This is a genomic window from Sulfurimonas sp. (assembly GCF_047622445.1).
GTDB lineage: Bacteria > Campylobacterota > Campylobacteria > Campylobacterales > Sulfurimonadaceae > Sulfurimonas.
Window position 1 is genome coordinate 21,673 of the sequence record NZ_JBLHOE010000023.1, and the last position, 24,344, is coordinate 46,016.

A 24,344-nucleotide genomic window follows, 5' to 3' on the forward strand; every position below is an offset into this window, starting at 1 on the left:
ACTTGAAGATAACACTTAGCACACTTAATTCTAGATACACTCATAGCTCTATAGGCTTGCGTTATATCTATGCAAACCTTCATGAACTTCAAAATGATACTCAAATACTAGAATTTAGCATCAATGATGCTATTCAAACTGTTGGTGAAAAACTACTTGCTGACAAACCTGATGTTATAGGTATTGGCGTGTATATTTGGAATGTGAGTGAAGTTGTAGAACTCATTCACATACTCAAAAAGATATCTCCCCAACTTATTATTATTTTAGGTGGTCCTGAAGTAAGTTACTCTCCATTTCGAGTGGATCTTGATGATGCTGATTATATCATCCAAGGTGAAGGTGAAGTGAGCTTTTATGAGTTATGTAAACAACTCAAAAGAAAAGAAAAACCTCAGAATAAAATTATCAGCATGAGTACTCCAAATCTCAAAGAATTAGTACTCCCTTATGAGTTTTATACGGATGACGATATTCAAAATCGCTATATTTATGTTGAAATCTCCAGAGGTTGTCCTTTTGAATGTGAATTTTGTCTCTCCTCTATGGATGAAAAAGTACGTGCTTTTAAGCTCGATGATGTTTTAGAAGAATTTCAAAAACTTTGGGATAGAGGGGCAAGAAACTACAAGTTTGTAGATAGGACTTTTAACCTAAACATAAAAGCTTCAAATAGAATTTTAGATTTTTTCTTAGCAAAAGATGAAGAATATTTTGCCCATTTTGAGGTTATCCCTGATCATTTTCCAGCCTCTCTCAAGGAAAAAATCAAACAATTCCCTCATGGAGCTTTACAACTGGAAATCGGAATTCAAACTCTTAATCTTGAAGTAGCTATCAATATATCAAGACAACTCAAACTAGAGAAAATCAGAGAAAATGTTTCTTTTTTAGAAAATGAAACACATGCTCATATTCACCTAGACTTGATTGTTGGATTACCCGGTGAAAGCTTAGAGAGTTTCGGTAATAATCTTGATACTCTAGTACAAATGAGTTCTTGCGAAATTCAAATAGGTATACTTAAAAAACTCTCCGGAACAAAGATTGATAGACATGATATAAACTACGGCATGGTCTATAGTGATATTCCACCCTATGACATACTCAAAAACTCTACCCTCTCTTTTAACGATATACAAATTATGAAACGCTTCGCAAGATTTTGGGATATAACATACAACAGTGGGAACTTTAAAAATTCCATTACACTTCTTTGGGAAAACCAAAGTGTATATGAAAACTTTTATGCATTTAGTCTTTGGATATATACCCAAACTGATTCTACTTGGAAAATATCTCTGCAAAGACTCGGTGAACTATTGTTTAAGTACTTACACGAAGAAAAAGATGGTAATCCTCAAACAATTGCTGATATAATGCTCCAAGACATGATGAAACTTAAAGGTCGTGCGGTACCAAGTTATCTCAAGCCTTATGCTCAAGACTTTATTCAAGATGCAAAAAAAGGTACATCTGGTTTTAATAAAAGACAAAACTAATTACAAAGGTAGTATAATTATTTATGAATATTTTACGTTTTGTTTTGCTTTTTTTTATCATCACTACCTTCTCCTATGCAGCAAAGCCTTACGTAGAGAAACCTCTACTTAAAAAAATTACAAAAAAATACAAAGTTTTTGCAAAAAAAAGGTTCTTTTACGAACAAAAATCTCTTGATTCTCTACAAGGAAAAACTGACCTAGAAAAACTTAACAAAGTCAACACTTTTTATAATGGCGTTCGCTATATGTCAGACTTAAAAGTATATAAAAAGAAAGATTACTGGGCCACACCTTGGGAGTTTTTAGGTAAAGACAAAGGAGACTGTGAAGATTATGTTATTAGTAAATACTTTGCACTTCTTTATCTTGGTGTTGATTCTAAAAAACTCTTTTTTACCTATGTACGATCAAGTAAGTTTAAAGCAGCCCACATGGTTCTTACCTACTTTAAGACACCAAGAAGTGAACCTCTTATTTTAGATAACAACAACCATAAAATATTTCCAGCTTCAAAGAGAAAAGATTTAACCCCTATTTATAACTTTAATGGGGAGTCTCTTTACAGAGCAAGTAAAAAAGGCAATGGGAAAAAGGTGAACTCTAAGAAGGCTCACAAAAAATGGGATCAACTCATGCGAAACATGAAAAATAAAAAAATATAAAAGGACTAAGATATGCTAGAAGATTATTTTATACCAAGTAAGGAGATTTAGATTATGACATTATTTAAACAGATTGCAATCATGCTATCAATATTTCTTGTGATTATACTAACAACTGTACTAACACTCAACTTTCAAAGTGCTAACACTTCCGTTCAAGATAGACTCTATGAAGATGCTAAGAATACCGCGAGTTCGCTTAGTCTTTCTCTTGGAAGTGCTAATGGCGATGTTTCTATGATGTCAACTATGATAAACGCCAACTTTGATAGTGGAAACTACCTTATTATCTCTCTTGTTGACGTAGATGATGTACTTTTGTATGAAAGAACTGCTGAGAGTGAATACTCAGAAGTTCCTACATGGTTTTTAGAAAATGTCACTATTGAAGCACCAGTTGCTTCTGCAAATGTTTCAGCTGGTTGGAGTCAAGTTGGAATCCTCAATGTTCAAAGTGACGTCGCTTTTGCATATAAACAACTCTATACAATTTTAATGAACCTTCTGATTTCTTTTGGTCTTATAACCATAATAGCTCTCATAGTTTTATATAGCATACTCGCTGCAATTCTTAAGCCGCTTAAAGAGGTTCAAAAACAAGCCGAGGCTGTTGGTAGGAATGAATTTATCTTTCAAAAAAATATTCCAAAGACCAAAGAGTTTAAAGAAGTTGTTCTTGGTATGAACAAGATGGTCTCAAAAGTAAAAGCAATGTTTGATAAAGGAAATGCCGAGCTTAAACGTCAAAAAGAACTTGAATATATTGACCCAACAACCAAATTAAGAAATAGAAAATACCTCATCGATAAACTACCGGAATACTTAAAAATAGATGCAGCATCAAAAGGTGGGGTAAACATAATGACTTCCCTTTCAGGATTAGTAGAAGCAAATGAGCAAATTGGGCATAGAGATGTCGATCAACTCTTCAATGATATTGCCACTATTTTTCGTAATAATGCACAAATATATGAGGATCCTCTTATCGCCAGAATGAATGGTACCGAATTTTCTATACTTTTACCAGATTGTCCTTCCGTAAATGGTTTAGCAATTGCTGAAGGTATTTCCAGAGATGCAGGAAAAGCAATCGCAAAGTATGAACTAGATGCAGATGTTGTTTTTATATCCCTTGGTGTATACCAATACAACTATAAACAAAATATAGGTCAATTACTCTCGGGATCTGATAATGCTCTTGCACAAGCAAAATTTAAGGACTCTAAAATCCATTTAGATAAATCTTTAGAAGATGAAGAGGTTATGGGTAAAGATGACTGGAGGGCTGTTATTAACAAGGCTATCGATACAAATAGCTTTGAGTTTGTATCTTGGACTGCAGTAGACTCTAAAGCGAAAAAAATTGCACATCATGCTCTAAGTTTAACCATGCAAGCAGATGACAAAAAATACTTTTATGGTCAGTTTATGGCTTCTGCAAATCAGATTGGACTGAGTTCTAAGATTTATCAAAATATTATGCGAATGATGTTTAAATCTCCGGATATGAAGCTTAAAAATAATGTATGTTCCATACGACTTTCTTTTGAATACATGGATATGAGAGAAACATATACAGAATTAAGTGATTTACTTAAGACTTATGCGTATCAACTTCCATTTAAGCTTATTCTAGAAATTCCAGATAAAATGTTTCGTCAAAACTCAACACAGATACAAGAATATAAAGCTCTTTTTGAAAAATATAATATTGACATGGGTATTTATGAATTTATTGGAGAAAGTGATGACTATCAGTATCTTCAAGATTTACGACCTGTCTACATTAAAGGTGAACCAAGCTATTTCTTAAGCCAAAGTGATCAAGCACTTTCTGCACTTAGATTGATTACAGATACTGTTGGAATCTCACTTATAGCTACTGGTGTTATGAGTATGGAAGCACTAGAAAAACTACAAGCTAAAGATATATATGTCATTCAAGGTAGAGTCACTGAAATGATAGAATTAGTATAAAATATATAATTTCTAAAAAATTATATGTTTTATAAGTGATTATGATATAATCTTGTATTTAAATGTCTTTAAAAAGGAATATATAAATGCTATTTGGAAATAATAAAAAACTTGAACAAGAATTAATAGAGAAAAATATACTAATTGCAGAACTTGAGAATGAGCTTTCAAGTGCAAATGCTACAATTAGCCAACTTGAGAAAAAAGTAAAAAATGCTGGTAGTGACAAAATTATGAATGACCTCATAAAATCTCTAACGCAAGGTCTCACAGATGGTTGCGATCGAGACCTTAAACTACTTCAAACAGATTTAAGTAACAACCTAGCTGCACTTGAAGATATCGATACAAGAAACCAATCAAATACAGAACATACCAATGAATGTAGCAGTGATGTAGAAGTACTCAGTAGCACTATGCATTCTTTACTAGAACATATTACAAGTACTTTTGATCAAGTAAATACTCTTAATTCTAATGTTGAGAGTATCTCAGATGTAATTAACCTTATCAAAGATATATCTGACCAAACAAACCTTCTTGCTCTTAATGCTGCTATAGAAGCAGCACGGGCAGGTGAACATGGACGTGGTTTTGCTGTTGTTGCTGATGAAGTTCGTAAACTTGCGGAAAGAACACAAAAAGCTACAAGCGAAGTAGAAATCACTGTTCAAAGTCTAAAACAAAATACACAAGAAGTTCATTCTCATTCCGTTGAGATGGAAAAACTCTCTACAAGTTCTAATGCACAAATGGATATTTTTCAAGGTAGAATGGGTCAACTTACAACTAATGCAAATATCATTGCTCAAGAGAACAAAGATATTACCTATGCTGTTTTCATGATTTTAAGTAAATTAGACCACCTACTCTTTAAAGCAAATGGATATAAAACTGTATTTACTGGTGAAGTACATGGCCAATTTCTAGCAGAAACTGAATGTAGACTTGGTAACTGGTATTTTACTGGCCAAGGAAAAGATAAATTTTCTAAATGTCCAAGTTATACAAAAATGGCAGCACCTCATAAAGAGGTTCACGACAACATTAAAAAAGCTGTTCAGTGTGTAGCCGAAGGTACATGTACTGAACATTCACAAAATGTTATGACTTACTTTCATACAGCAGAAGAGGCAAGTAAAAAAGTTGTTTCAAACCTTAACTCTATGTTAGCAGAAGAAAAGAACATGAGACATGCCAAAAACTAAGTTCATCTAGAGCTTAGTCCATTTGTAACACTATGTGATATCGACGATGCATAATGTGGGTTTAACTTTGAGAGTTCTCTATCAAAACTAATTATAATCTCTTTATTTGCCGAAGGGTGATGTGTCATTCTTAAAATAATATCTGCATATAAACTATAATCATCAATATCTCCATATTCTTTTATAATTAAATCCATTGTCTCTTGGAGTTGTGTGATAGAGAGTTTTTTATCTTTAAGTGTATCCCTCAAAGTTTTTAAGTCCATAGAATTAGTTTTTTTCTTTGTCTTTTTAGCATTTTGTAAGCGATTCTTTTTAGCCTTCATGAGACGAAAGAAAAACAATAGCAACACTCCTAAAATAATAACAAGAATAACAAAAAATTGTATAAGTAATGAAATATCCATAGAAGTATTATACCATGTCAATCATTGTCAAGGAGGAATTCCAATTAGCTTATTCCCTCGTTTTTTTATTTATACTATTGTAAATTTTCTCAATCCTATATAGGCCTGTATCCTATCTTCGGATATAATAATACAAATATGTAATATGGAGTTTCAATGAGAATTGCAGTAGTAGGAATTGGTGGGTTAGGAGGCTATATTGGAGCAAAATTATGTAGCTTAATTGGCACACAAAAGAAAAAATACGAAATAATTTTCATTGCCCGTGGTGAACATGCGCGAGCAGTGAAACAAAATGGTTTAAAAATAATCGAAGATGAAGGCGAATTCACTGTTACTCCCACAGCTGTTTGTACGGCAGAGGAAGCGGAAGGTACATTTGATCTCATCATAGTCTGTGTCAAAAGCTATGCTATAACGGAGGCCCTTCTCCCCCTTAAAAAAAATATTCGCCAAGACACCGTAGTAATGTCATTTGCCAATGGCGTTAACAATGCGCAAACCATAAGTAGCATACTAGATGCAAAAGTAATCAATGGTTGTGCCTACATTCTCTCTCACATAAAATCAGCAGGGATTATTCACAAAAAAGGAAGTGTATTTGCTGTTTCTTTCGGAGATAGTATTTGGTCTAATGAAAGTCTTTATATTGACTATATGTTCAAAGATGCAGGCTTACGCTCAAAGTACACAGAAGATATAGAAACTGCTGTTTGGAAAAAATATCTCTTTATCAGTACATTTGCATCTCTTACATCTTACTATGATATGAGTATCAAAGAAGTTCATGATCAACACTACCATGAGTGCGAAGAGCTCCTAGAAGAAATTATATCTGTAGCAAATGCTAAAGGTATTGATATTAAAAATGAAATTGCAAAAGCTCTCAAAACAGCATCTTCTCTTCCCCAAGGTGCCTCTACATCTATGCATCTAGATTTTCAACAGCATCGCCAAACTGAATTGGATACTCTGACAAAATATATCATAGATGAGGCAGAATTATTGAATATAGACGTACCTGTGATGCAAAAGCTTTATGATGCATTAAGAGAAAAAAAATAGTATATTAGAAATAAAAAGATCATAGATCTATCCCTTGGTTGAGACATTAAATTAATGAGTTTGAGGAACTAGCTTACACTATTAAAAGTGTAGTTTTAGATGGAAGAGTATTTCTGGTGGTTTCGGTGAGATTCGAACTCACGGTAGAAAAATCTACACAACCTTTCCAAGGTTGCACCATCGGCCACTCGGACACGAAACCATATTTACAAAGAGAATAGAATTATACAAGAATAAACTGTGTTTTTATTAAAAATGATACATATCACAAATAGTTCTTTTTTTAGTACTACTTATAATACTAAATTTTTCAAAAATTGAAGAAGGGCTGAACTTTTTAATGAAATAAAAATATTACTATAAAGTAACGAAAATAAAGGAACATGCTTTTACATATCCCTTTACTTTAAAATTAGAAAGATAAAATAAGAAAATATATTATACAAGGTGTACCAATGCTTAGTTTTGCATCATTTTTTAAACTCCTCAAGGAATCCTTTAGAGACTTGTTACCAATAATCTTGGTAATTATGTTTTTTCAACTCGCAATTATTCAAGCCATACCAGATAACTGGCTTAGTACTACTATTGGTCTCGCTATCGTTGGTGTTGGTCTCGCTGTATTTTTACTCGGTCTAGAAGTTGGAGTCTTTCCTGTTGGGGAAGGATTAGCAGGAGATTTTGCCCGTAAAGGTTCTACTCTTTGGATTATCATATTTGCTTTTATGATAGGTTTTGGTACTACAGTTGCTGAACCTGCACTTCTTGTTATCGCTGATAAAGCTGCAGGGATTAGTGCTGGTCGTATCGATGCATTTACGCTGAGAATGGTTGTTGCATTTTCTGTTGGTTTTGCAATAGTTGTTGGTGTTTGGAGGATCATTAAAGGTACCCCAATCCATTACTACATAATCTCTGGTTACATTATGGTTGTTGCAGCAACCTTCTTTTCACCAAAAGAAATAGTTGGGCTTGCATTTGACCTTGGTGGTGTTACAACATCAACTGTCACTGTTCCACTTGTTGCAGCTTTAGGTATTGGTCTTGCATCAACCATTAAAGGTCGAAATCCTGTTCTAGACGGTTTTGGGCTTATTGCTTTTGCTTCACTTACCCCAATGATTTTTGTACAATTTTATGGAATTTATGTCTACCAATTTGTAGAAGCTTCAGAAATTGTAATGCCAGTTGCTGCTCATATAGCTGAAACTGCTCCTGCCTTTGATTTTAAAATTTTAAATCTACTCAAAGGCTTACTCGGTGTTGTTGGAGATGTTGTTCCAATCCTAGGTGTTATTTTATTTTTTCAATATATAATCCTTAAAAAACCAGTTGAAAATCTTAAAGAGGTACTCATAGGTTTTGGACTAGTAATTATTGGTCTTGATGCTTTTATTATTGGTTTGGAGATGGGACTTTTCTCCCTTGGCGAGACTATGGCCTTACAACTCACTCAAAATGACAGTAATGTTATCATTTATTCTTTTGCTGGTGCTATTGGTTTTTCAACTACTATGGCAGAGCCTTCACTCACAGCAATAGCAAGAAAAGCTAAAGAAATTAGCGATGGAAAGATAAATGACTTTGTACTTCGAATAGCAGTTGCTTTTGGAGTATCTTTTGGTATCGCATTAGGTGCTTTTAGAATTGTAAATGGTGGAGATATTGTTTACTATATCATTGCTGGTTATATGTTTGTAATCGCTCTCACATTCATTGCACCAAAATATATAGTCTCTATAGCGTACGATAGTGGTGGAGTTACAACTTCTACAGTCACAGTTCCTTTAGTTGCTGCACTTGGTCTTGGTTTAGCTACAAATATCCCTGGGAGAGATCCACTTATTGATGGATTTGGGCTTATTGCCTTTGCTTCACTTTTCCCTATGATAACAGTTATGGCTTATGGTGTTATTACTGAGAGAATGGGTGTTCTCGGCGAACACGAAAAAGAAGAAATTCATCTTGATGAACTTCGTCACGCGTTACAAGATGCTGAGAACATGGGTCTTTCTACCGTTAATGTTCATGGAACTGATAAGCGTCATTCTTATGCAATGCAGTTTTCAGCAGTACACATAATCGTACCACATAACAAAGAAGAAGAAGCCTTGCTCTCAGCTAAGTCAGCTGGAGCACGTGGAGTTACAATTATGTCTGCACATGGTATGGGCCTTGAAGAGATGACTAACTTCTATAACAGACTTCATAGTGATTCAACGGATTCAAACTTAATGTTTATTACACCCACAAAAATGGTTGATAGAATCATCAAAACAGTTATAACTGATCTTGATATAACAGGAGAGGGAGAAGGTATTTCGTATGCATATCCTATCACACATCTTAAAGGATTAACACTCAAAGGTAGCGATTTATAAAAGTTAGTCTTCTTTATCTTGACGTGGTAAAGCTATAATAAACTTCGCTCCATCATCTTCATTTTCAACGGATAAAGTTCCGTGGAAATGCTCATCTATCATTTTTTTACTCATAAATAAACCTATACCAGTTCCTATACTTTCATGTTTTGTTGTAAAATAAGGATCAAATATTTTCTCTATTATCGTACTTGGTATCCCACCAGCATTATCATGTATACTTATATATACTTTATCTTCATCTCTATAAATTCCCATTTTAACTTTAGGGTTCTCTCTATTTTTTTCAAGAAAAATATCTTTTGCATTATTTAAAATATTGATAACAACCTGTAAAAGTTCTCTTTTAAATCCACTGAAATTACAGCTACACTCCCCATCAATATTTATATTATATATTATATTGTGTTTTGTATATTCAGTTTCTACAATCGCATATGCTTCTTCTAGTACATCTTTAACCATAAAATCAGTCTTCTCTTTTTCATTACTTGCTAAATCTCGAAAATCATCAATAGTTTGGCTTAAATGGGATATATATCCTTTTACCTTAGTTGATACCTCTAAAAATACTTTTGCATCAATCTCTGTAAGGTCTTCAAGTTCTATGTCAAATTCTAAGTCATTTAGCGTGTTGTTAATCGCACCTATTGGTTGTCTCCATTGATGTGCTATATTTCCTATCATATCTCCCATGGCAGATACTCTATTTTGAGACTCAATCATTTTGTTTTGTCTTTCTTGTTCTGTAATATCTCTATGAAAGCCTGTTATTCTTAGTAAGGTTTCACCATCACTATCAAAAAATGCATCGCCTACATCTTCAATAAGTAACCTTTCTCCTGCTCTTGTTATAAGTGAGTATTTAATTCTAAAATGCACAAAACTTACTACGTCTGCAAAGCCATCTATAGTATCTTCCATAGCATTGTGATGATCAATTCTATCCTTCTCCGGTATCAAGCTCAGAAAATCAAGGTACGTTATATCTTCATTCTTCTCAAAACCTAAACGCTCTTTCCATCCAGAACTTAAATAAAATTCTTTACTCACAAGGTTATAATCCCAAAACCCATCTCGTGAAGAGTTGATAGCAAACTCAAATCTCTTCCCTTGCTCATGAAGTAAATCATCTTTGACTATCATCTCGTCTTTATGACACTTATCTGCTAAGTAACTATCTGTTATGTCAAAACGGATAGCTTTATAACCAATAATTTCACCATTGACATTAATAGGTGAAATAGAAGAATCAACCCAATATGTCTTACCCTTTTTGTTTATATTCTTAATAATTTCATGAAAAGTAGTACCACTTTTTATACTCGACCAAAGGTTTGCAAAAAATTCATTAGACATATCTTGAGATCTCACTAAAGAATGTGGTGAACCTATCAATTCTTCTTTAGAATAGCCACTTACTTTACAAAAATTTTCATTTGCATAAGTAATAATTCCATTTATATCAGTTTCTGATACAATAATATTACGATCAAATATATTTGCATCTTCTCTTAATTTACTTTCAATATTTTCAAGGTCTTTTCTTACTAGTTTGTCATCTTTATTATGTAAGAATACTGCAATTATAAGGACTACTTGGATAAGCATTGACATATTATTTTGCGTGAAGAATATGATATTAACACTTAAGATAAATACTACAAGAAAGTGTGTATATTCTATTCTTTTATGTGGATTAGATAATAAACTAGTGAGACTCACAATTCACTCCTTCATGTATTTTAAAAAAACTCTATCTCGTTTTCTACTATCTCTTTTTCTTCCAAGAAATCTATAATCAGTTGAATATCCATTTTCAATGAAGCATTGTAAAACCTAGGATTTTGTGCTTCTTTTTCCCATACATTGTGTCTAAAGCTTTCTAGTGTTAGTTGTAGCGATTCAAAATAAATACCCGTTTGTTGTAAATTTTCCATAAATTTATTTCGCAAAGACAGTATAGTGTTACTAAATTCTGTTAAGGATACTGCTACATCAAAAAACTCTACATAAGCATTTAACACAGAAGCATAATTCTTATAAGTAACAGAAAGTATGTCAATGTAATCTTCATTGAGTCCATCATCTGTAAAAAGCATCGCTATGAAACTTTCTAATTCATGAGATAAGTCTCTTAATTCATCTTTATCATCTTGTAATAGCGTATCAAAGTAATTATCATCAACTTTTTTTACCTCAACTACAGACTCTTTATTTTCCACTGCTTCAGCTTTATTTACATGCACAGCAAGTTGCTTTAATTTTTCTTCAAGGATTTTATTTTTTCTATCTGAAAATTCTAATTCTTTTTCTAATCTACTTCTATACTCGATAAGTAATTTTCCATCTGTTATGGCTTGGGCAGCTTTATAAAGTAAACTAACCATTACCTGCTTGTCAACAGGCTTATTTAAGTAGTTATTTACACCCATATTAATAATATTTTGAAGTAGTTTTGACTCATTATGCGCTGATAACACAATAATTTTAGGTTCTTTATCTGTATAACGATTTATGCTTTCGATAAGCTCAACACCACTCATTATTGGCATATTTATATCTGTCATAACTATGTCAATATCTTCTTTTTTAAAATATTCAAATGCTTCTTGACCATTTCTAGCTGTATAAACATTAGCAAAAAGTTTTGATAAACTACTTTGCATGCCCTCTCTTAATATTTCCTCATCCTCAGCATATAAAATGTTGAGAGAAGATGCAACTTCTTTTAAATCTTTTGCGGTAATAGCCATAGTATTTTCCTTATCGAATTAAATCACTATAATCATACTTCAAAATATCTATATAAACTTTCTTTCCTAAAACAATAATTCTGTCATCATTTTTTGATTTTTTTGTAAATCTAGCTTTAATTTTTTCTTGTTTTTTTTCAGAATACTTATAATTTCTCAAGTATTTTTTCAAAGAGATAAGTTTACCTTTTTCGTCTTCTTGAACCTCTACGAGTTCCTCTACTTCTTCAATCTCAGCATCAAGATGTTCTTCTTCTTGTTTTACAACAGGAGCTTGAATCATGAACTGTGAAGATATTGTGTTCAAAAGATTTTTAAGTTGTTCATCTTTATCTTTGTATATTTGTTCAATCTTAATTCGCTCTTGAATCAACATTTCTTCTTTTTGATCACGTAAAGTTCGTGTTTCACCTTCAAGTTTTTCCACTTTATTCTGAAGCTGTGCATTTTGTTCTTCTAAAAGTTTATAGTATCTATCTTCAGCAGCTTTAGTAGATGTTCTTCTCACTGGTGCTTTTTTTGTCTTAGTAGAACTCGCAGTATTTAACGTGGCATCTACATTTACATACTTTACCCCGTCAATCACAGTAACTTCCATTGAACCACGTCTTACTCGATTATGAATAGCTTCTTTAGAAATTCCTAAATGCTCTGCTGCATCCATTATAGTCATGCTTGCCATACTACTTTCCTTATCTCATGTTTTCAAATACAAGAGGAGCATCCCATTCCTCAGCCTTTACCATTGCAATAACTTTTTGTAGTTCATCAAGCTTAGCACCTTTAACTCTTATAGAATCACCTTCTATTTGAGCATTTACTTTTAGTTTCATCTTTTTTATTTCAGCAGTAATCTTCTTTGCCTCTTTAACTTCAATATAGTCAACCACTTTAAAAGTAACTTTTCTATTTCCACCTGAAGAGTCTTCGACTTTAAGTTCGTCTATTACTTTAGAAGATAATCCTTGTTTGAGAAACTTTGCTATAACAATGTCTTTGAGGGCATCAAGCTTGTTATCACTTGAAGCGATTAAGACAAGAGTTTTTGCTTTTTCATTGAAAGTAACTTCATAGGTAGTTCCTTTGAAGTCATAACGATTAGCAACTTCTCTATCTACTAGATTAATTGCATTTTTAAAAGTTTGAATGTCTATTTTAGCTGTAATGTCAAATGAATGTTCTTTAGCCATTTATCTATATCCTTAATAACGTATTATAGTTATTATAACATAAATAAATGTTAGTAGTTTGTCTTAAAAAGTAGGACTTCCATCAAATCCAAATCCGCTACCAAATGAATCTCCAAATCCACCTGAAAAACTTGGATCCATATGTCCTTCCATTGCGGAACGTGAACGAAGTTTTTCTATGTCTGTTTTTGAAGATATATCTTGAGGACAAACAATTGTACATTCATTACATAAAGTACAATCCCAAATGCCGTTTATTTGAATCGTATCAATTTTTTCTTTCATATCTTGCTCACGAACATCACTCACATATTTCCAAACACGAGTAAGAGAAAATGGCCCTAAGAATTCACCATTAACTGCATATACAGGACAAGCACTATAACATGAACCACACAAGATGCAATCACTTTGCACTTCATTAAGTTTCTCATTCTCTTGCGTAACTAATATACCCTCACTATTTGTTTTTGCATAAGCTTTTGCTTTTGCATTAAAGGACATTGCCTTATCCATGTCTACAACTAAATCACGTATTACATTCACATTTTTAAGCGGTTCAACAAAATCTCCATCTTGTACCTTATAAGAACATGCTAACACTTCTCGTCCATTTACACGCATAGAGCATGATCCACAAACACTACTTCTGCATCCACTTGAATAGGACAATGTTCTGTCTTGATGATGTTTTATTTCACCTAAAACTTCCAAAAGTGTTGCATCAGGCAAACTAACTTGATACTCTTCTATACTTTCTCTTTGTATTGTTATTTTCATACTAATCAATCCTATAGTGAGCGCCGCAGCTCTGTTTTATCTCTAATGCTTGAGTAACAACCTGCTCACAAATATCCAACATATTTTTAAATTCTAAAAATTCTATTCTATTTGTGTTATAGACTTTTTCATTATCAGTCCATCCCATAAGGTAAAGTTTTGATTGTATATCTTTGATACTTACTTGTGCGTGCGCTAACTCTTTCTCAGTTCGTACTATCCCAACATTTTTGTAAAACAATTCACCAATCTCTTCTTTTATTTTATAGAAATCTACTTCCACTTCTTGGGTGTTTTGTATTTCGCTAACTTGTAGTTCTAGTGTTAAAGTGTCGTTTTCTCTTGCAAATTCAGCGGCATTCATACCCGCCTGTTTACCAAATACTATCAACTCTAAGAGAGAGTTCCCACCAAGACGATTCGCACCATGAACTTGATGGTTCGCACATTCCCCAACTGCGTACAATCCATCTATACAAGTACTTGATTTTACATCTACTTCTATCCCACCCATAGTATAATGAGCTACTGGTTTTATAGGTATCAAATCATGTACCGGGTCAACATTTTCATAAAGTTTTGCTAACTTTCTTTCTTGTGGAAGCTCTTCATCAATAAATTCTTCACCTAAATGGCGAATATCTAAAAATACATTCTGGCCATTTTTAATTTGCTCATCAATCGCTCGAGCAACTCTATCGCGAGGAAGAAGCTCATCGATAAACCTTTCATTTTTTGTATTAACAAGATAACCACCAGCACCACGAGCAGACTCAGAAATCAAAATAGAAGACTTTTTTAATCCTGTAGGGTGAAACTGCACAAATGCCATATCTTTGAGCTTTGCACCAGCTCTCAATGCAGTTGCTATACCATCTCCTGTCGAAGCTGTAGAATTTGTTGAGTATTTATCGTAAATTCGGCTATAACCACCCGTTGCGAGAATAACAGACTTTGCTTCATACACTTCCACTTCACCAGTTCTAATATTTAAAACACTTGCTCCACACACTCTATCATCATTTTTTAGGATTTCAAGTAAGAATTTTTCATTTAAGATTTCAATCTCTTTAGCTAAGCACTGGTCATATAAAGTATGTAGTATTTTTAATCCTGTATAGTCTTGTGCGTAACATGCGCGAGGAGAGGATGCCCCACCTAAACTTCTTTGAGCGATTTTTGCATCTTTTGTTCGTGAAAAACATACACCAATACTGTCTAACCACCTTACCGCTGAAGGAGCACTCTCGCACAAATGACGTACCGCATCTTCATTTGCCATACCGTGCGCAGATTTTAAAGTATTTTCTATATGTGACTCAGTAGTATCTTCACCATTGTTTCCAAGAGCAGCGTTAATACCCCCTTGAGCCATACATGTTTGTGAACGTGTTGGATACTCTTTTGTTAGTACTCTCACGCTCACACCTTCTTCTCTAGCATGTAAAGCAGCAGTAAGTCCTGCTCCTCCAGCTCCTATAATTAAAACATCACTATACATATATTTCCTATTTACCTAAAAACTTCTTTATAACATTATACAGTTCTTCATCATCAATTAGCTTAGAAATTGAATCATCCATTTGATTTAATTAAATGCACTATAGTACAAATGTGAGCGCATAATATCTAAGTATTCTCAAAGTACCTGCTATAAGTAAAAATGATATAAATCTTAGTCTAAGTATTCCAGTAACTAATGTTAGTGGATCACCGAATATCGGAATCCATGTTAAAAATAAACTAATAAATCCATATTTATAGCCAAAATAGAGTGATTTTCTTCCTATTTTACTCGAGTGTAATTTTTCTTTTGTTTTATCGTAAAGCCAAAATCCAAGGAAGTAGTTAAGAATAATCGCCAAAATATTACCAAGTGATGCAAAGAAAAGAGCAGAAAGTTGAGGCATACCATTTTCCAAAGCGAATAAAAAAGCAACTTCAGAAGAAAATGGTAAAATCGTTGCCGCTAGAAAAGCGGAGAAAAAAAGAGCTAGTTCAGAGATTGAATATTCTCAATAGTTAAAGTAATAAGCTTCTCTCGTGCCTCAACAGATGCCCAAGCAATATGTGGCGTAATATAAAGGTTTTCTTTATTGTTTACCAATAAAAAAGGATGATTTTCTTTCATAGGTTCTTGCATTAAAACATCTAAAGCAAAAGATATATTTTTCTCATCAATTATTTTCACAATCGCACCTTCGTTAATTATACCACCACGTCCAAGATTTAAAATAATAGAACCGTCTTTACACATTTGTAATTGTTCATAATCTAAAAGATTATTTGTCTTTTCATTAAGAGGGGAATGAATAGAGATAATATCGCAAGTCTTTAAAAGCTCATATAAATTTGCACGCTGGAAGTCATCTGTACGATTAACTCCACTTGTTGAGTAGTAATACACTTCTGCACCAAAAGTTTGAGCAATATTTGCAACTCCACGACCAATAGAACCAAGGCCAATTATTCCCCATTTTTTACCTTTAATTTCAAAAAATGGTTTTGAGACATCAGTGAAGATAGGACTTCGAGAGTACCTTCCATCCTTCACCACTTCATCATAATAACGAGAATGTCCCATTAGGTAAAAAAGCATAGAAAATGTATGTTGAATTACAGAGTCAGTTGAGTAACCAGCTACATTTTTCACTTGTATATCTTGCTTCTTTGCAGCTTCTAAATCAACGTTATTCATTCCAGTCGCAGCTACACAAATGAGCTTTAGATTTTTGCACTCTTGCATATGTTCATCAGTTATAACAACTTTGTTAGTCACAATAACATCTGCGTTAGCTATACGTTCTAATGTTTGTTCCTTTGAAGTAGTTTGAAAAATTTCTACTTCACCTAAAGTGTCAAAGCCACTTAAACTAGTAGAGCCGAATGTTAAAGCATCAAGTAAAACTATTTTCATTTATGCATCCTTAATTTTAGTAATCATTGCACGAGACTTTTCTAAAGCTTTTTCAACCTTATCAAAAACAAGTGCTACTGCTAAACGTCTTCCTTTGTGAGCTTCAGGTTTTGAAAATACTCTTACAAAAGAATTATCAGAAAATAAACTATCATCCACATCTACAACTGGAGCATAGTTATGCGTCTCAGATTTAAATGCAGCCGATGCACCATCTCCATAAAAAGTAAAACCAAGAGGAAGACCAAGAACTGCACGAAGATGAAGTGCAAACTCACTTTGAGACTGAGTGATGAGGGTTACCATTCCTGTATCGTGTGGACGTGGGGAAACCTCAGAGAAATATACTTCATCTCCTTTAACAAACATTTCAACTCCAAAAAGACCTTGACCACCAAGACCGTCAGTAATCACTTTTGCCATGTTCTGTGCCTTAGCTTTTGCTACATTACTCATTTGCATTGGTTGCCACGAGAACACATAATCACCATCTCTTTGCTCATGTCCGATAGGTTCGCAGTACACAGTCTCTTGTCCATTTCTAGCAGTTAACATTGTAATCTCGTAATCAAAGTCAACAAAAGCTTCAACAATTAACTCGCTCGCATCACCTCTTGCTTCTTTTGCCATCTCCCAAGAAAGTGGTATATCTCCTTCATCTCTTGCCACAGATTGACCATGACCAGATGAAGACATAACAGGCTTAATCACACAGGGAAACCCTAATGACTGAGCAGCTTCTAACATATCCTCTTTCGTTGTAACAAATTTATAAGGACCAGTTTTAAGACCTAAATCCTCAGCTGCAAAAGTACGAATATTTTTACGGTTCATCGTTTTAGAAACAGCCTCGGCATTGGGAATGACATTAAAACCTTCTTTCTCAGCTTCAAACAAAGCCTCAATAGAAATAGCTTCAATCTCAGGTAAAATATAGTCAGGTTTTTCACGACGGATAATCTCTAAGATAGCATCTTTATCTTGCATATTGAGTACATAAGAACGATGTGCTACATGATGAGCAGGAGCATTTTCATATCTGTCAACAGCGATAGTCTCAAGACCTAAGCGTTGCGCTTCGATGATAACTTCTTTACCAAGTTCACCGGAACCTAATAACATTACTTTTTTTGAGTTTGATTTAAGGGGTGCAGAGAATTGCATGTGAATAATTCCTTCATTTATAGTGAAGAAATTATATCAAATTAGGATTAAATTTAGTTTTTCAATCCAATGAGAGTTTGGAGTAACTGATCTGAAGTTGTAATAGTTTTACCATTTGCTTGATAACCACGCTGAATAATAATCAGTTGGGTTAAAGCACGAGAAAGGTCAACATTTGAAGCCTCGAGTGCAGATGACTGAATAAATCCACGTCCAGCAGTTGCGGCTGTACCAATAATAGGGTCACCAGAGTTGGCAGTTTGAACAAAAATATTTCCACCTTCTGTTCCTAGACCTTCATTATTTGTAAATTTAGCCATACCTATTTGCGCTAAACCAAAAGAACGACCGTTTGAAAATGAACCAACTAAGGTACCACTCTGATCTATTCTTATTCCAACTAAATCACCACCGGTAAATCCATCTTGACTAATCCCAGATGTAGAAGAAGTTGAATCAAAACTTGTCATTCCATCAAAAGCATTGGCTGTACCAAATCTTAAGTTTACTTGCTGTTCTGGAGATGAGCCATTATTACCTGAAAATGATATATTTGGAGGACTAAAAGTTGCTAATGAACCATCATTATTAAACCTTATTTGTCCAGTCTTTTGATTCAATGGGGATAAGGTATCAATGGATGCTGGTTCTGGAACAGTAATCAACATGTCCCATGCACTACCTGTAGCAATATCAAGTGCTGTTTTTCTAAATTCCATTCTTAGTGTATGTTTTGAACCAAGTGAATCAAAAATATCAATAGAACTTGAATGCGTCGCTGTATTAAAACTTTGTGAGAATGCTGTACCGGCACTACCTGTAGGTAAACTTGAGTTTAAAGCTACCATATTCGTTGTAAAGTATTCGTTTTCAGTAATACCTTGCGCTGTAAATGCCGTAACTTTTAGATTCATATCATAAGCATCAGCACCACCACCTGGGTTTATTATCTCTAACTTACCTTGTTCGTTAACACTCACTTCTATCTTAATATCTTTTGGTGTTGGATCTATAGCTAATATTGTAGTAGGAGCTGTAAGTCCACTAACACCAGCATTTGTAACAGCTGTAATGTCAATATCAATACCTGAACTATTTGTAATAATTAGTTCATCACCAACAGCCGTAGCAACTATATCTGGCCTACCTGCTGCTACTAAATCAATATTGATTTCACTTGCATATCTTATAGCTGTATTAGCCGCCGTATCAGCTCCAACCAATGCTGGAACATTAATAGTAACTCCATCAATAACCATATCTAAAATATTATCTGTACCATCTGTTGGGAGAACGGTTGAACTAATAGAACCATCTATAACAGGTCCAACATTTCGTGCTTCATTTTCTAAGGCAGTTCTTAAGTCAGCCATTGTCGTAAATGTTTTAGCAAAACCTGCAGTCGTTGTACTACTACCTGATTGGTCATACTGATACTTATAGGCTGTTGTTGCTGTAGTATCTGATAATCCACTGTTATCATTCGTACCAACTGTCAATCTAATATTGTGTGAAGCAGCAGGATTAGCATTTGTATTTACAAGTTCAATTTCATTATTTACATTAACCGAAGCAGCCACACCTGTTGTTGCAGTCTGTGCATTAATCGCGGCAACATATCTGTTTGCATTTTCTATGACACTTTCTGTACCTGTTCCGTTAGACGTAGTTATACTTTTTGTACTCCCATCATCAAGGGTAAATGTTATGTCAAGTTGATTTCCACCGACTGTGTAAGGTAAAGCCAAGGTTCCTAAACCACTATTACCAGCAGCTGCAACAGCAGTTATTTGTACAGGAGCAGCTTGAGTATTAACAATTGATAATTTATCCGTACTTGAATCATAGACAGCAGATATCCCTGATTTACCAGCTGTATCCAACTGAGCATTAATTGCATTAGCATACCTGAGACCATTCTCATCAGCTGTGTTAGCAGTCCCAGAGTCAGCTAAAGTAATATTTACTGCATCTATTGTAATGTTGAGTGAATCATCATCTAACGCTACATTATTTGTTACAGATGTAATAGAAGAAACAGAAGCACTTACTGCAGCAGGAGCGGCAATTTCAGCACTTACGAATGAAGCCCATACACCCTGATTTGCTTGTAGAGAGAATGCTTGTCCAATTTCATTGAACATTACACCTACATTTCCCGAGGCAATAGCATTACCACTTGAATCTAAAGCTGGTGTTGAGCCTGATGTTCCCGTTTTAACCTGATACGCAGGAGAAAAACTCTCTACTAAAGGGCCTGAGTTAAGATTTGCTTTTAAAACTACATCACTTGTTGGACTAGCTGGAGTTGTTAATCCAGGTGCAATTTGTATATTTGTGATAGGAGCAGTTGAATCAACTAAACCTGTACCTGCATCTCTTACCCAACCTTGTGCTATAAAACCATTATTATCGACGAAGTTTCCAGATGCATCAAATTTAAGGTCTCCCGAACGAGTATATTTATATGTATTACCACTATCTGGAGAAATTATAAAAAATCCATCCCCTTGAATAGCTACATCTGTATTCTTATCTGAATTTTGAATAGATCCTTGTGAAAAAATACGTGTACTTGAAGCTACTGTTGAACCTAGACCAATTTGAACAGGATTTTTTCCTCCAAGTTGACCTTGAGGAGCTGTTGCTATTGACTTTGTTTGTGCTAAAAGATCTGAAAAATTAGCACGAGAATATTTAAATCCAACGGTATTAACGTTCGCTATGTTATTTGACTCTACATCCATCGCAATTTGATGTGACTGTAGACCGGATACACCGGCAAATAATGACTTTAACATTTTGTATCCTTTTTTATAATTTACTCAAAAGAGATAAATTTATTTAGTTATTAATGAATATATAGCACTTAGTGTTCCAACTTCATATTAGCTGGATTAAGCATCCATATTAAGGGCTTTTTGCATCATTTGGTCAGCAGTTGTTATAGACTTTGAGTTCGCGTCAAAAGATCTTTGTAAGATTATAAGCTCCGTAATTCCATAGGTCATGTCAATATTAGAACCTTCCAATTTAAAATTTGCTATATCTACACCAATAATATTTTGATTATCTGAATCTTTGTAAAATAATGGTCGGCCACTATTTGAGCTTTCTTGAAATTTTGAACCATTTATACGCTCAAGACCTTGATCATTCTGAAAATGGTATACAGCAATTTTTCCAACACTACTTTGAAATCCATTTGAAAATGTAGCAAGAACGTCTGCATTTTTATTTATGGAATATCCTACTAAATCTCCACCAATCGTACCATTAGCAGAACTTGAAGCACTTATAGCTGTATTGTTTGATAATACACCATTAAAACCTGTTCCTAGGTCTATTGTAACATCCACTCCATTATTGTCTATAGTAGTAAATGTACTTGAAAGTAATGAACCTTGAGAATCAAATTCTACAAATCCTTCTTGAGTATCATATGTTGTTTGCTCATCAAGACTTTTTGTTTTCGCTATAACATCCCACTGAATTCCAGGAGGAACTTGATTTGTAGCTTTAGTAAAGATAAGTTCTAAGTTATTTCTATTGTTTTCTGGGTCAATTACACCTGCACTCATTGTTCTTAAATCATCTGTTGTACCGATGTTACCAATAAAACTTGCTGTTGTCGAAGCTACTGGAGGATACGTTAATGTACTTGGAAAACGTAATTTTTCCTGAGTCCCAACATTTCCCAGTGGGACTTCATCAATAATCTCAGTAAGGGTATCATCATCACTAATATTACCACCTATTGTTCCGAGTACGTAAGCGCCATCCTGAGATACTAGATCACTATTAGCATCAAAAGTAAAAGCACCATCACGTGTGTAAATAGGGTCATTGGCACCTTGAGTACCAAACCAACCATTACCTAAAATAGCTAAATCAGTACTTCTATCTGTTAACTCTAGTGAACCTTGCGCTTCTTTTAAAGCTGTTGCCTGTATTCTTGATCCTATACCAACTGTACTAGAATTAAGACTATGTGATGTATTTATTGCATCTTCAAAGAGAGATGCAAATTCATATTCTGAACCACGAAAGCCTGTAGTACTGATATTTGCTAAGTTATCTGATGTAACGTCAATTGCAAACTGATTACTTCTAACCCCTGCAAGTCCCGTATAAAAAGCTTGAGTCAACATAATAAACTCCTTTTAGTATACTTCTACTATGTTTTCTAATGGCACATAATTAGAACCAACTTTTACAAGTGTACTCCCACCTTCAAATCTTACTGATTCTATCGGGTAAGCACCCAGTCTAGTTTGTAACGTGTTTCCATCTGGGTCAGAATAAGAAGCGTTAACATGATAGATACCACTTGTAGCTAAATTACCATTAGAGTCTAAACCATCCCAATCGAATTTATACACACCGGATGGATTTGTTCCAACATCAATTGTAGTGATTGTATTATCATCTGAATCTGTAATACTTACAGTTCCTTGCTCAATAGCAGAAGGAAAATAAACTTCAAAAGAAGCTGCACTCCCTTCATCAAGTGCAATAGCATCACTTCCTAAGTCTGCCGTTTTCCCAATAGCTGAAATTGTTGAGAACTGATTTGTGCTGCCTAGTGAAGCAGTTAACTCTTCTAAAGCTGTCCTTGTGTTTTCAGAGGATTCGAGACCAGCAAGTTGTGATGTTTGTGTTAAAATTTTCTCGCTATCCATAGGCTCAGTAGGATCTTGATGTTGTAACTGAACTAAAAGAAGAGTCATAAAATCATCTTTGCCTAAGACTGTTTTATCTTCTACTGCTGTTGAACTAGTACCTACAGCTCCATTGGTTGCTAAATTACTTCCATATGCATTTATTGCCATAATTTATCCTTTAAGCGTAGTTTTGAACTACAATTTCTAAAGAGTCTATAATCTCTTCATTTTGCTCTTCGTTGTCAAAATAGTTATATTCTTCATCTGCTTTTCGCTCATTTTGACGATTACGTTGTTGAGAATTTTGTTCACTATTTTGAGAGCTGTCGCTAAAGTTTAATGTAGCATTTTGTATTCCATTATTTGTTAGCTGTGTTTTTAAATCATTCGCATTTAAAACCAAGGTGTTAATCGCAGCATTGTTTGAAGTAAGGTTAATATGAAGATTTTTTCCACGTTGTACTACTGTTAAATCAACTTCCCCCATTTTTGCAGGGTTGAGCTGTACTTTGATTCTTGTAAATGGAGATTTATAGTCTTCTATTGCTGTTTTTACATCTTGAGAAAGATACTTTAGCATCTGTTTTGCTTCATTAATTTTTACTTCAAAACTATCTGCTTTGTTTGTTTGTAAGCCGTCAACTTTAGATATATCATCTCCAACATCTCCACGAAGAAGTTGTTCTACAGATTTGGAAGCTTCAGTAGTTGCCCTAGGGGCGATAACTCTTGCTGTTGCTACTGAGAAATCCTTTGTCATTCCAAGATTAGTATTGTCATTTGAAGGTTTTTCTCCTCGGAGCAGAAGCTTCAAGGTCTCGTCGGCTCTTGATTTAGGAGTTTTCTCTTCAACTTTGAATTGCTTTATCTGTACTAATTGTTCTGTTGTATGTTCTACTTTTTCTTGTGCTTTAAAAAGTGGTGTAGATTTTACTTCCTTAATAGTTTCTAGCTTTTTTTCATCAACTCTAGTATTATATTTTTGTTTTAATTCTTGTGTTTCATCCAATTCTACTGAAGTTTTGGGTACAGCACTCTTTGGTACTTTCACATCAACAGTATCTTCTACCTTTACATCTATTTTAGCCGTGTCTTTTACATCATATGTACTTTTCTCTTTTACTACATTGCCTACTTCTATGGGTTGATTAGACTTCATATCTATTTTTGCAATATCAACTGGTTTCACATCTGTTTTCTCAGCAGAAACTGCTTTCACATCTGTTTTCTCAGCATGCACTTGTTTCACATCTGTTTTCTCAGCAGAAACTGCTTTCACATCTGTTTTCTCAGCAGAAACTGCTTTCACATCTGTTTTCTCAGCAGGAACTGCTTTCACATCTGTTTTCTCAGCAGAAACTGCTTTCACATCTGTTTTCTCAGCAGAAACTGCTTTCACATCTGTTTTCTCAGCATGCACTTGTTTCACATCTGTTTTCTCAGCAGGAACAGCTTTCACATCTGTTTTCTCAGCAGAAACTGCTTTCACATCTGTTTTCTCAGCATGCACTTGTTTCACATCTGTTTTCTCAGCAGGAACAGCTTTCACATCTGTTTTCTCAGCAGAAACTGCTTTCACATCTGTTTTCTCAGCATGCACTTGTTTCACATCTGTTTTCTCAGCAGGAACAGCTTTCACATCTGTTTTCTCAGCAGAAACTGCTTTCA

General features: G+C 34.2%; 20 protein-coding genes, 1 tRNA gene and 1 pseudogene. 7 read left to right on the top strand and 15 right to left on the bottom strand.

Annotation, left to right across the window (positions count from 1 at the left end):
- The first annotated feature begins 2 nt into the window (after nt 1-2).
- The 5 genes and pseudogenes from ACI9TV_RS06955 to ACI9TV_RS06975 all read left to right on the top strand — a co-directional run bounded on the left by ACI9TV_RS06955 (nt 3) and on the right by ACI9TV_RS06975 (nt 5,352).
- Nucleotides 3-1,502, top strand: a complete 1,500-nt coding sequence (locus ACI9TV_RS06955) for a DUF4080 domain-containing protein (protein WP_415250049.1) — start codon at nt 3-5, stop codon at nt 1,500-1,502.
- A 23-nt stretch (nt 1,503-1,525) separates the two neighbouring features.
- Nucleotides 1,526-2,167, top strand: coding sequence for a transglutaminase-like cysteine peptidase (locus tag ACI9TV_RS06960; RefSeq protein ID WP_415250050.1), 642 nt, complete (start codon nt 1,526-1,528; stop codon nt 2,165-2,167).
- Between the two features lie 54 nt (nt 2,168-2,221).
- A complete protein-coding gene (locus ACI9TV_RS06965) occupies nt 2,222-4,144 on the top strand; it encodes a LapD/MoxY N-terminal periplasmic domain-containing protein (protein ID WP_415250051.1) in 1,923 nt (640 codons plus the stop codon).
- A 416-nt stretch (nt 4,145-4,560) separates the two neighbouring features.
- Nucleotides 4,561-4,920, top strand: a pseudogene (locus ACI9TV_RS06970) (methyl-accepting chemotaxis protein); the annotation flags it as partial.
- A 66-nt stretch (nt 4,921-4,986) separates the two neighbouring features.
- Entirely contained in the window at nt 4,987-5,352 is a 366-nt protein-coding gene (locus ACI9TV_RS06975; protein ID WP_415250069.1) for a CZB domain-containing protein, read from the top strand.
- A gap of 2 nt (nt 5,353-5,354) precedes the next feature.
- Here ACI9TV_RS06975 and ACI9TV_RS06980 read toward each other — a convergent pair whose 3' ends face one another.
- Nucleotides 5,355-5,759 (bottom strand): hypothetical protein, encoded by a 405-nt coding sequence (locus ACI9TV_RS06980; protein WP_415250052.1) that lies wholly within the window; start codon nt 5,757-5,759, stop codon nt 5,355-5,357.
- A gap of 156 nt (nt 5,760-5,915) precedes the next feature.
- Between ACI9TV_RS06980 and ACI9TV_RS06985 the strand changes: the two genes are divergently transcribed.
- Nucleotides 5,916-6,824, top strand: coding sequence for a ketopantoate reductase family protein (locus tag ACI9TV_RS06985; RefSeq protein ID WP_415250053.1), 909 nt, complete (start codon nt 5,916-5,918; stop codon nt 6,822-6,824).
- A 114-nt stretch (nt 6,825-6,938) separates the two neighbouring features.
- On the opposite strand, the gene ACI9TV_RS06990 is transcribed toward ACI9TV_RS06985, so the two are convergent.
- A tRNA-Ser gene (locus ACI9TV_RS06990) sits at nt 6,939-7,026 on the bottom strand.
- Between the two features lie 253 nt (nt 7,027-7,279).
- Here ACI9TV_RS06990 and ACI9TV_RS06995 point away from each other — a divergent pair.
- Nucleotides 7,280-9,205: a DUF1538 domain-containing protein gene (locus ACI9TV_RS06995; protein WP_415250054.1), complete on the top strand. Its 1,926-nt coding sequence runs from the start codon at nt 7,280-7,282 to the stop codon at nt 9,203-9,205.
- Between the two features lie 3 nt (nt 9,206-9,208).
- Here ACI9TV_RS06995 and ACI9TV_RS07000 read toward each other — a convergent pair whose 3' ends face one another.
- The 13 genes from ACI9TV_RS07000 to ACI9TV_RS07060 all read right to left on the bottom strand — a co-directional run.
- Nucleotides 9,209-10,930 (bottom strand): PAS domain S-box protein, encoded by a 1,722-nt coding sequence (locus ACI9TV_RS07000; protein WP_415250055.1) that lies wholly within the window; start codon nt 10,928-10,930, stop codon nt 9,209-9,211.
- Between the two features lie 20 nt (nt 10,931-10,950).
- Nucleotides 10,951-11,961, bottom strand: coding sequence for a response regulator transcription factor (locus ACI9TV_RS07005; RefSeq protein ID WP_415250056.1), 1,011 nt, complete (start codon nt 11,959-11,961; stop codon nt 10,951-10,953).
- 10 nt (nt 11,962-11,971) lie between these two features.
- A complete protein-coding gene (locus ACI9TV_RS07010; RefSeq protein ID WP_415250057.1) occupies nt 11,972-12,643 on the bottom strand; it encodes a DNA-binding protein in 672 nt (223 codons plus the stop codon).
- A 10-nt stretch (nt 12,644-12,653) separates the two neighbouring features.
- Nucleotides 12,654-13,151, bottom strand: coding sequence for a YajQ family cyclic di-GMP-binding protein (locus ACI9TV_RS07015; protein ID WP_415250058.1), 498 nt, complete (start codon nt 13,149-13,151; stop codon nt 12,654-12,656).
- 63 nt (nt 13,152-13,214) lie between these two features.
- On the bottom strand, nt 13,215-13,931 hold the full coding sequence (locus ACI9TV_RS07020) for a succinate dehydrogenase/fumarate reductase iron-sulfur subunit (RefSeq protein WP_415250059.1): 717 nt from the start codon (nt 13,929-13,931) through the stop codon (nt 13,215-13,217).
- A 1-nt stretch (nt 13,932) separates the two neighbouring features.
- The gene (locus tag ACI9TV_RS07025) at nt 13,933-15,432 is read right to left on the bottom strand and encodes an FAD-dependent oxidoreductase (protein ID WP_415250060.1); all 1,500 of its coding nucleotides are present in this window, start codon (nt 15,430-15,432) and stop codon (nt 13,933-13,935) included.
- 100 nt (nt 15,433-15,532) lie between these two features.
- Complete coding sequence (locus tag ACI9TV_RS07030; RefSeq protein WP_415250061.1) at nt 15,533-15,841, bottom strand: DedA family protein; 309 nt, start codon at nt 15,839-15,841, stop codon at nt 15,533-15,535.
- A gap of 83 nt (nt 15,842-15,924) precedes the next feature.
- A complete protein-coding gene (locus ACI9TV_RS07035; RefSeq protein ID WP_415250062.1) occupies nt 15,925-16,848 on the bottom strand; it encodes a D-2-hydroxyacid dehydrogenase in 924 nt (307 codons plus the stop codon).
- The gene (gene purT / locus ACI9TV_RS07040) at nt 16,849-18,012 is read right to left on the bottom strand and encodes a formate-dependent phosphoribosylglycinamide formyltransferase (RefSeq protein WP_415250063.1); all 1,164 of its coding nucleotides are present in this window, start codon (nt 18,010-18,012) and stop codon (nt 16,849-16,851) included.
- Nucleotides 18,013-18,065: 53 nt separating this feature from the next.
- Complete coding sequence (locus tag ACI9TV_RS07045) at nt 18,066-20,813, bottom strand: flagellar hook-basal body complex protein (RefSeq protein WP_415250064.1); 2,748 nt, start codon at nt 20,811-20,813, stop codon at nt 18,066-18,068.
- Between the two features lie 96 nt (nt 20,814-20,909).
- Nucleotides 20,910-22,163 (bottom strand): flagellar hook-basal body complex protein, encoded by a 1,254-nt coding sequence (locus ACI9TV_RS07050; protein WP_415250065.1) that lies wholly within the window; start codon nt 22,161-22,163, stop codon nt 20,910-20,912.
- A 12-nt stretch (nt 22,164-22,175) separates the two neighbouring features.
- On the bottom strand, nt 22,176-22,844 hold the full coding sequence (locus tag ACI9TV_RS07055) for a FlgD immunoglobulin-like domain containing protein (protein ID WP_415250066.1): 669 nt from the start codon (nt 22,842-22,844) through the stop codon (nt 22,176-22,178).
- 10 nt (nt 22,845-22,854) lie between these two features.
- Nucleotides 22,855-24,344, bottom strand: a 1,490-nt coding sequence (locus ACI9TV_RS07060) for a flagellar hook-length control protein FliK (RefSeq protein ID WP_415250067.1), incomplete at its 5' end; no start/stop codon positions are given.

Excerpts from the sequence above, each read along its gene's own strand:
- ACI9TV_RS07050 (WP_415250065.1), bottom strand. The coding sequence starts at position 22,163 with ATGTTGACTCAAGCTTTTTATACGGGACTTGCAGGGGTTAGAAGTAAT.
- ACI9TV_RS07045 (WP_415250064.1), bottom strand. The coding sequence starts at position 20,813 with ATGTTAAAGTCATTATTTGCCGGTGTATCCGGTCTACAGTCACATCAA.
- ACI9TV_RS06960 (WP_415250050.1), top strand. The coding sequence starts at position 1,526 with ATGAATATTTTACGTTTTGTTTTGCTTTTTTTTATCATCACTACCTTC.
- ACI9TV_RS07055 (WP_415250066.1), bottom strand. The coding sequence starts at position 22,844 with ATGGCAATAAATGCATATGGAAGTAATTTAGCAACCAATGGAGCTGTA.
- ACI9TV_RS07020 (WP_415250059.1), bottom strand. The coding sequence starts at position 13,931 with ATGAAAATAACAATACAAAGAGAAAGTATAGAAGAGTATCAAGTTAGT.
- ACI9TV_RS07035 (WP_415250062.1), bottom strand. The coding sequence starts at position 16,848 with ATGAAAATAGTTTTACTTGATGCTTTAACATTCGGCTCTACTAGTTTA.
- ACI9TV_RS06975 (WP_415250069.1), top strand. The coding sequence starts at position 4,987 with ATGATTTTAAGTAAATTAGACCACCTACTCTTTAAAGCAAATGGATAT.
- ACI9TV_RS07030 (WP_415250061.1), bottom strand. The coding sequence starts at position 15,841 with ATGCCTCAACTTTCTGCTCTTTTCTTTGCATCACTTGGTAATATTTTG.
- ACI9TV_RS07015 (WP_415250058.1), bottom strand. The coding sequence starts at position 13,151 with ATGGCTAAAGAACATTCATTTGACATTACAGCTAAAATAGACATTCAA.
- ACI9TV_RS06965 (WP_415250051.1), top strand. The coding sequence starts at position 2,222 with ATGACATTATTTAAACAGATTGCAATCATGCTATCAATATTTCTTGTG.
- ACI9TV_RS06985 (WP_415250053.1), top strand. The coding sequence starts at position 5,916 with ATGAGAATTGCAGTAGTAGGAATTGGTGGGTTAGGAGGCTATATTGGA.
- ACI9TV_RS06995 (WP_415250054.1), top strand. The coding sequence starts at position 7,280 with ATGCTTAGTTTTGCATCATTTTTTAAACTCCTCAAGGAATCCTTTAGA.
- ACI9TV_RS07005 (WP_415250056.1), bottom strand. The coding sequence starts at position 11,961 with ATGGCTATTACCGCAAAAGATTTAAAAGAAGTTGCATCTTCTCTCAAC.
- ACI9TV_RS06980 (WP_415250052.1), bottom strand. The coding sequence starts at position 5,759 with ATGGATATTTCATTACTTATACAATTTTTTGTTATTCTTGTTATTATT.
- ACI9TV_RS07010 (WP_415250057.1), bottom strand. The coding sequence starts at position 12,643 with ATGGCAAGCATGACTATAATGGATGCAGCAGAGCATTTAGGAATTTCT.
- ACI9TV_RS07025 (WP_415250060.1), bottom strand. The coding sequence starts at position 15,432 with ATGTATAGTGATGTTTTAATTATAGGAGCTGGAGGAGCAGGACTTACT.
- purT (WP_415250063.1), bottom strand. The coding sequence starts at position 18,012 with ATGCAATTCTCTGCACCCCTTAAATCAAACTCAAAAAAAGTAATGTTA.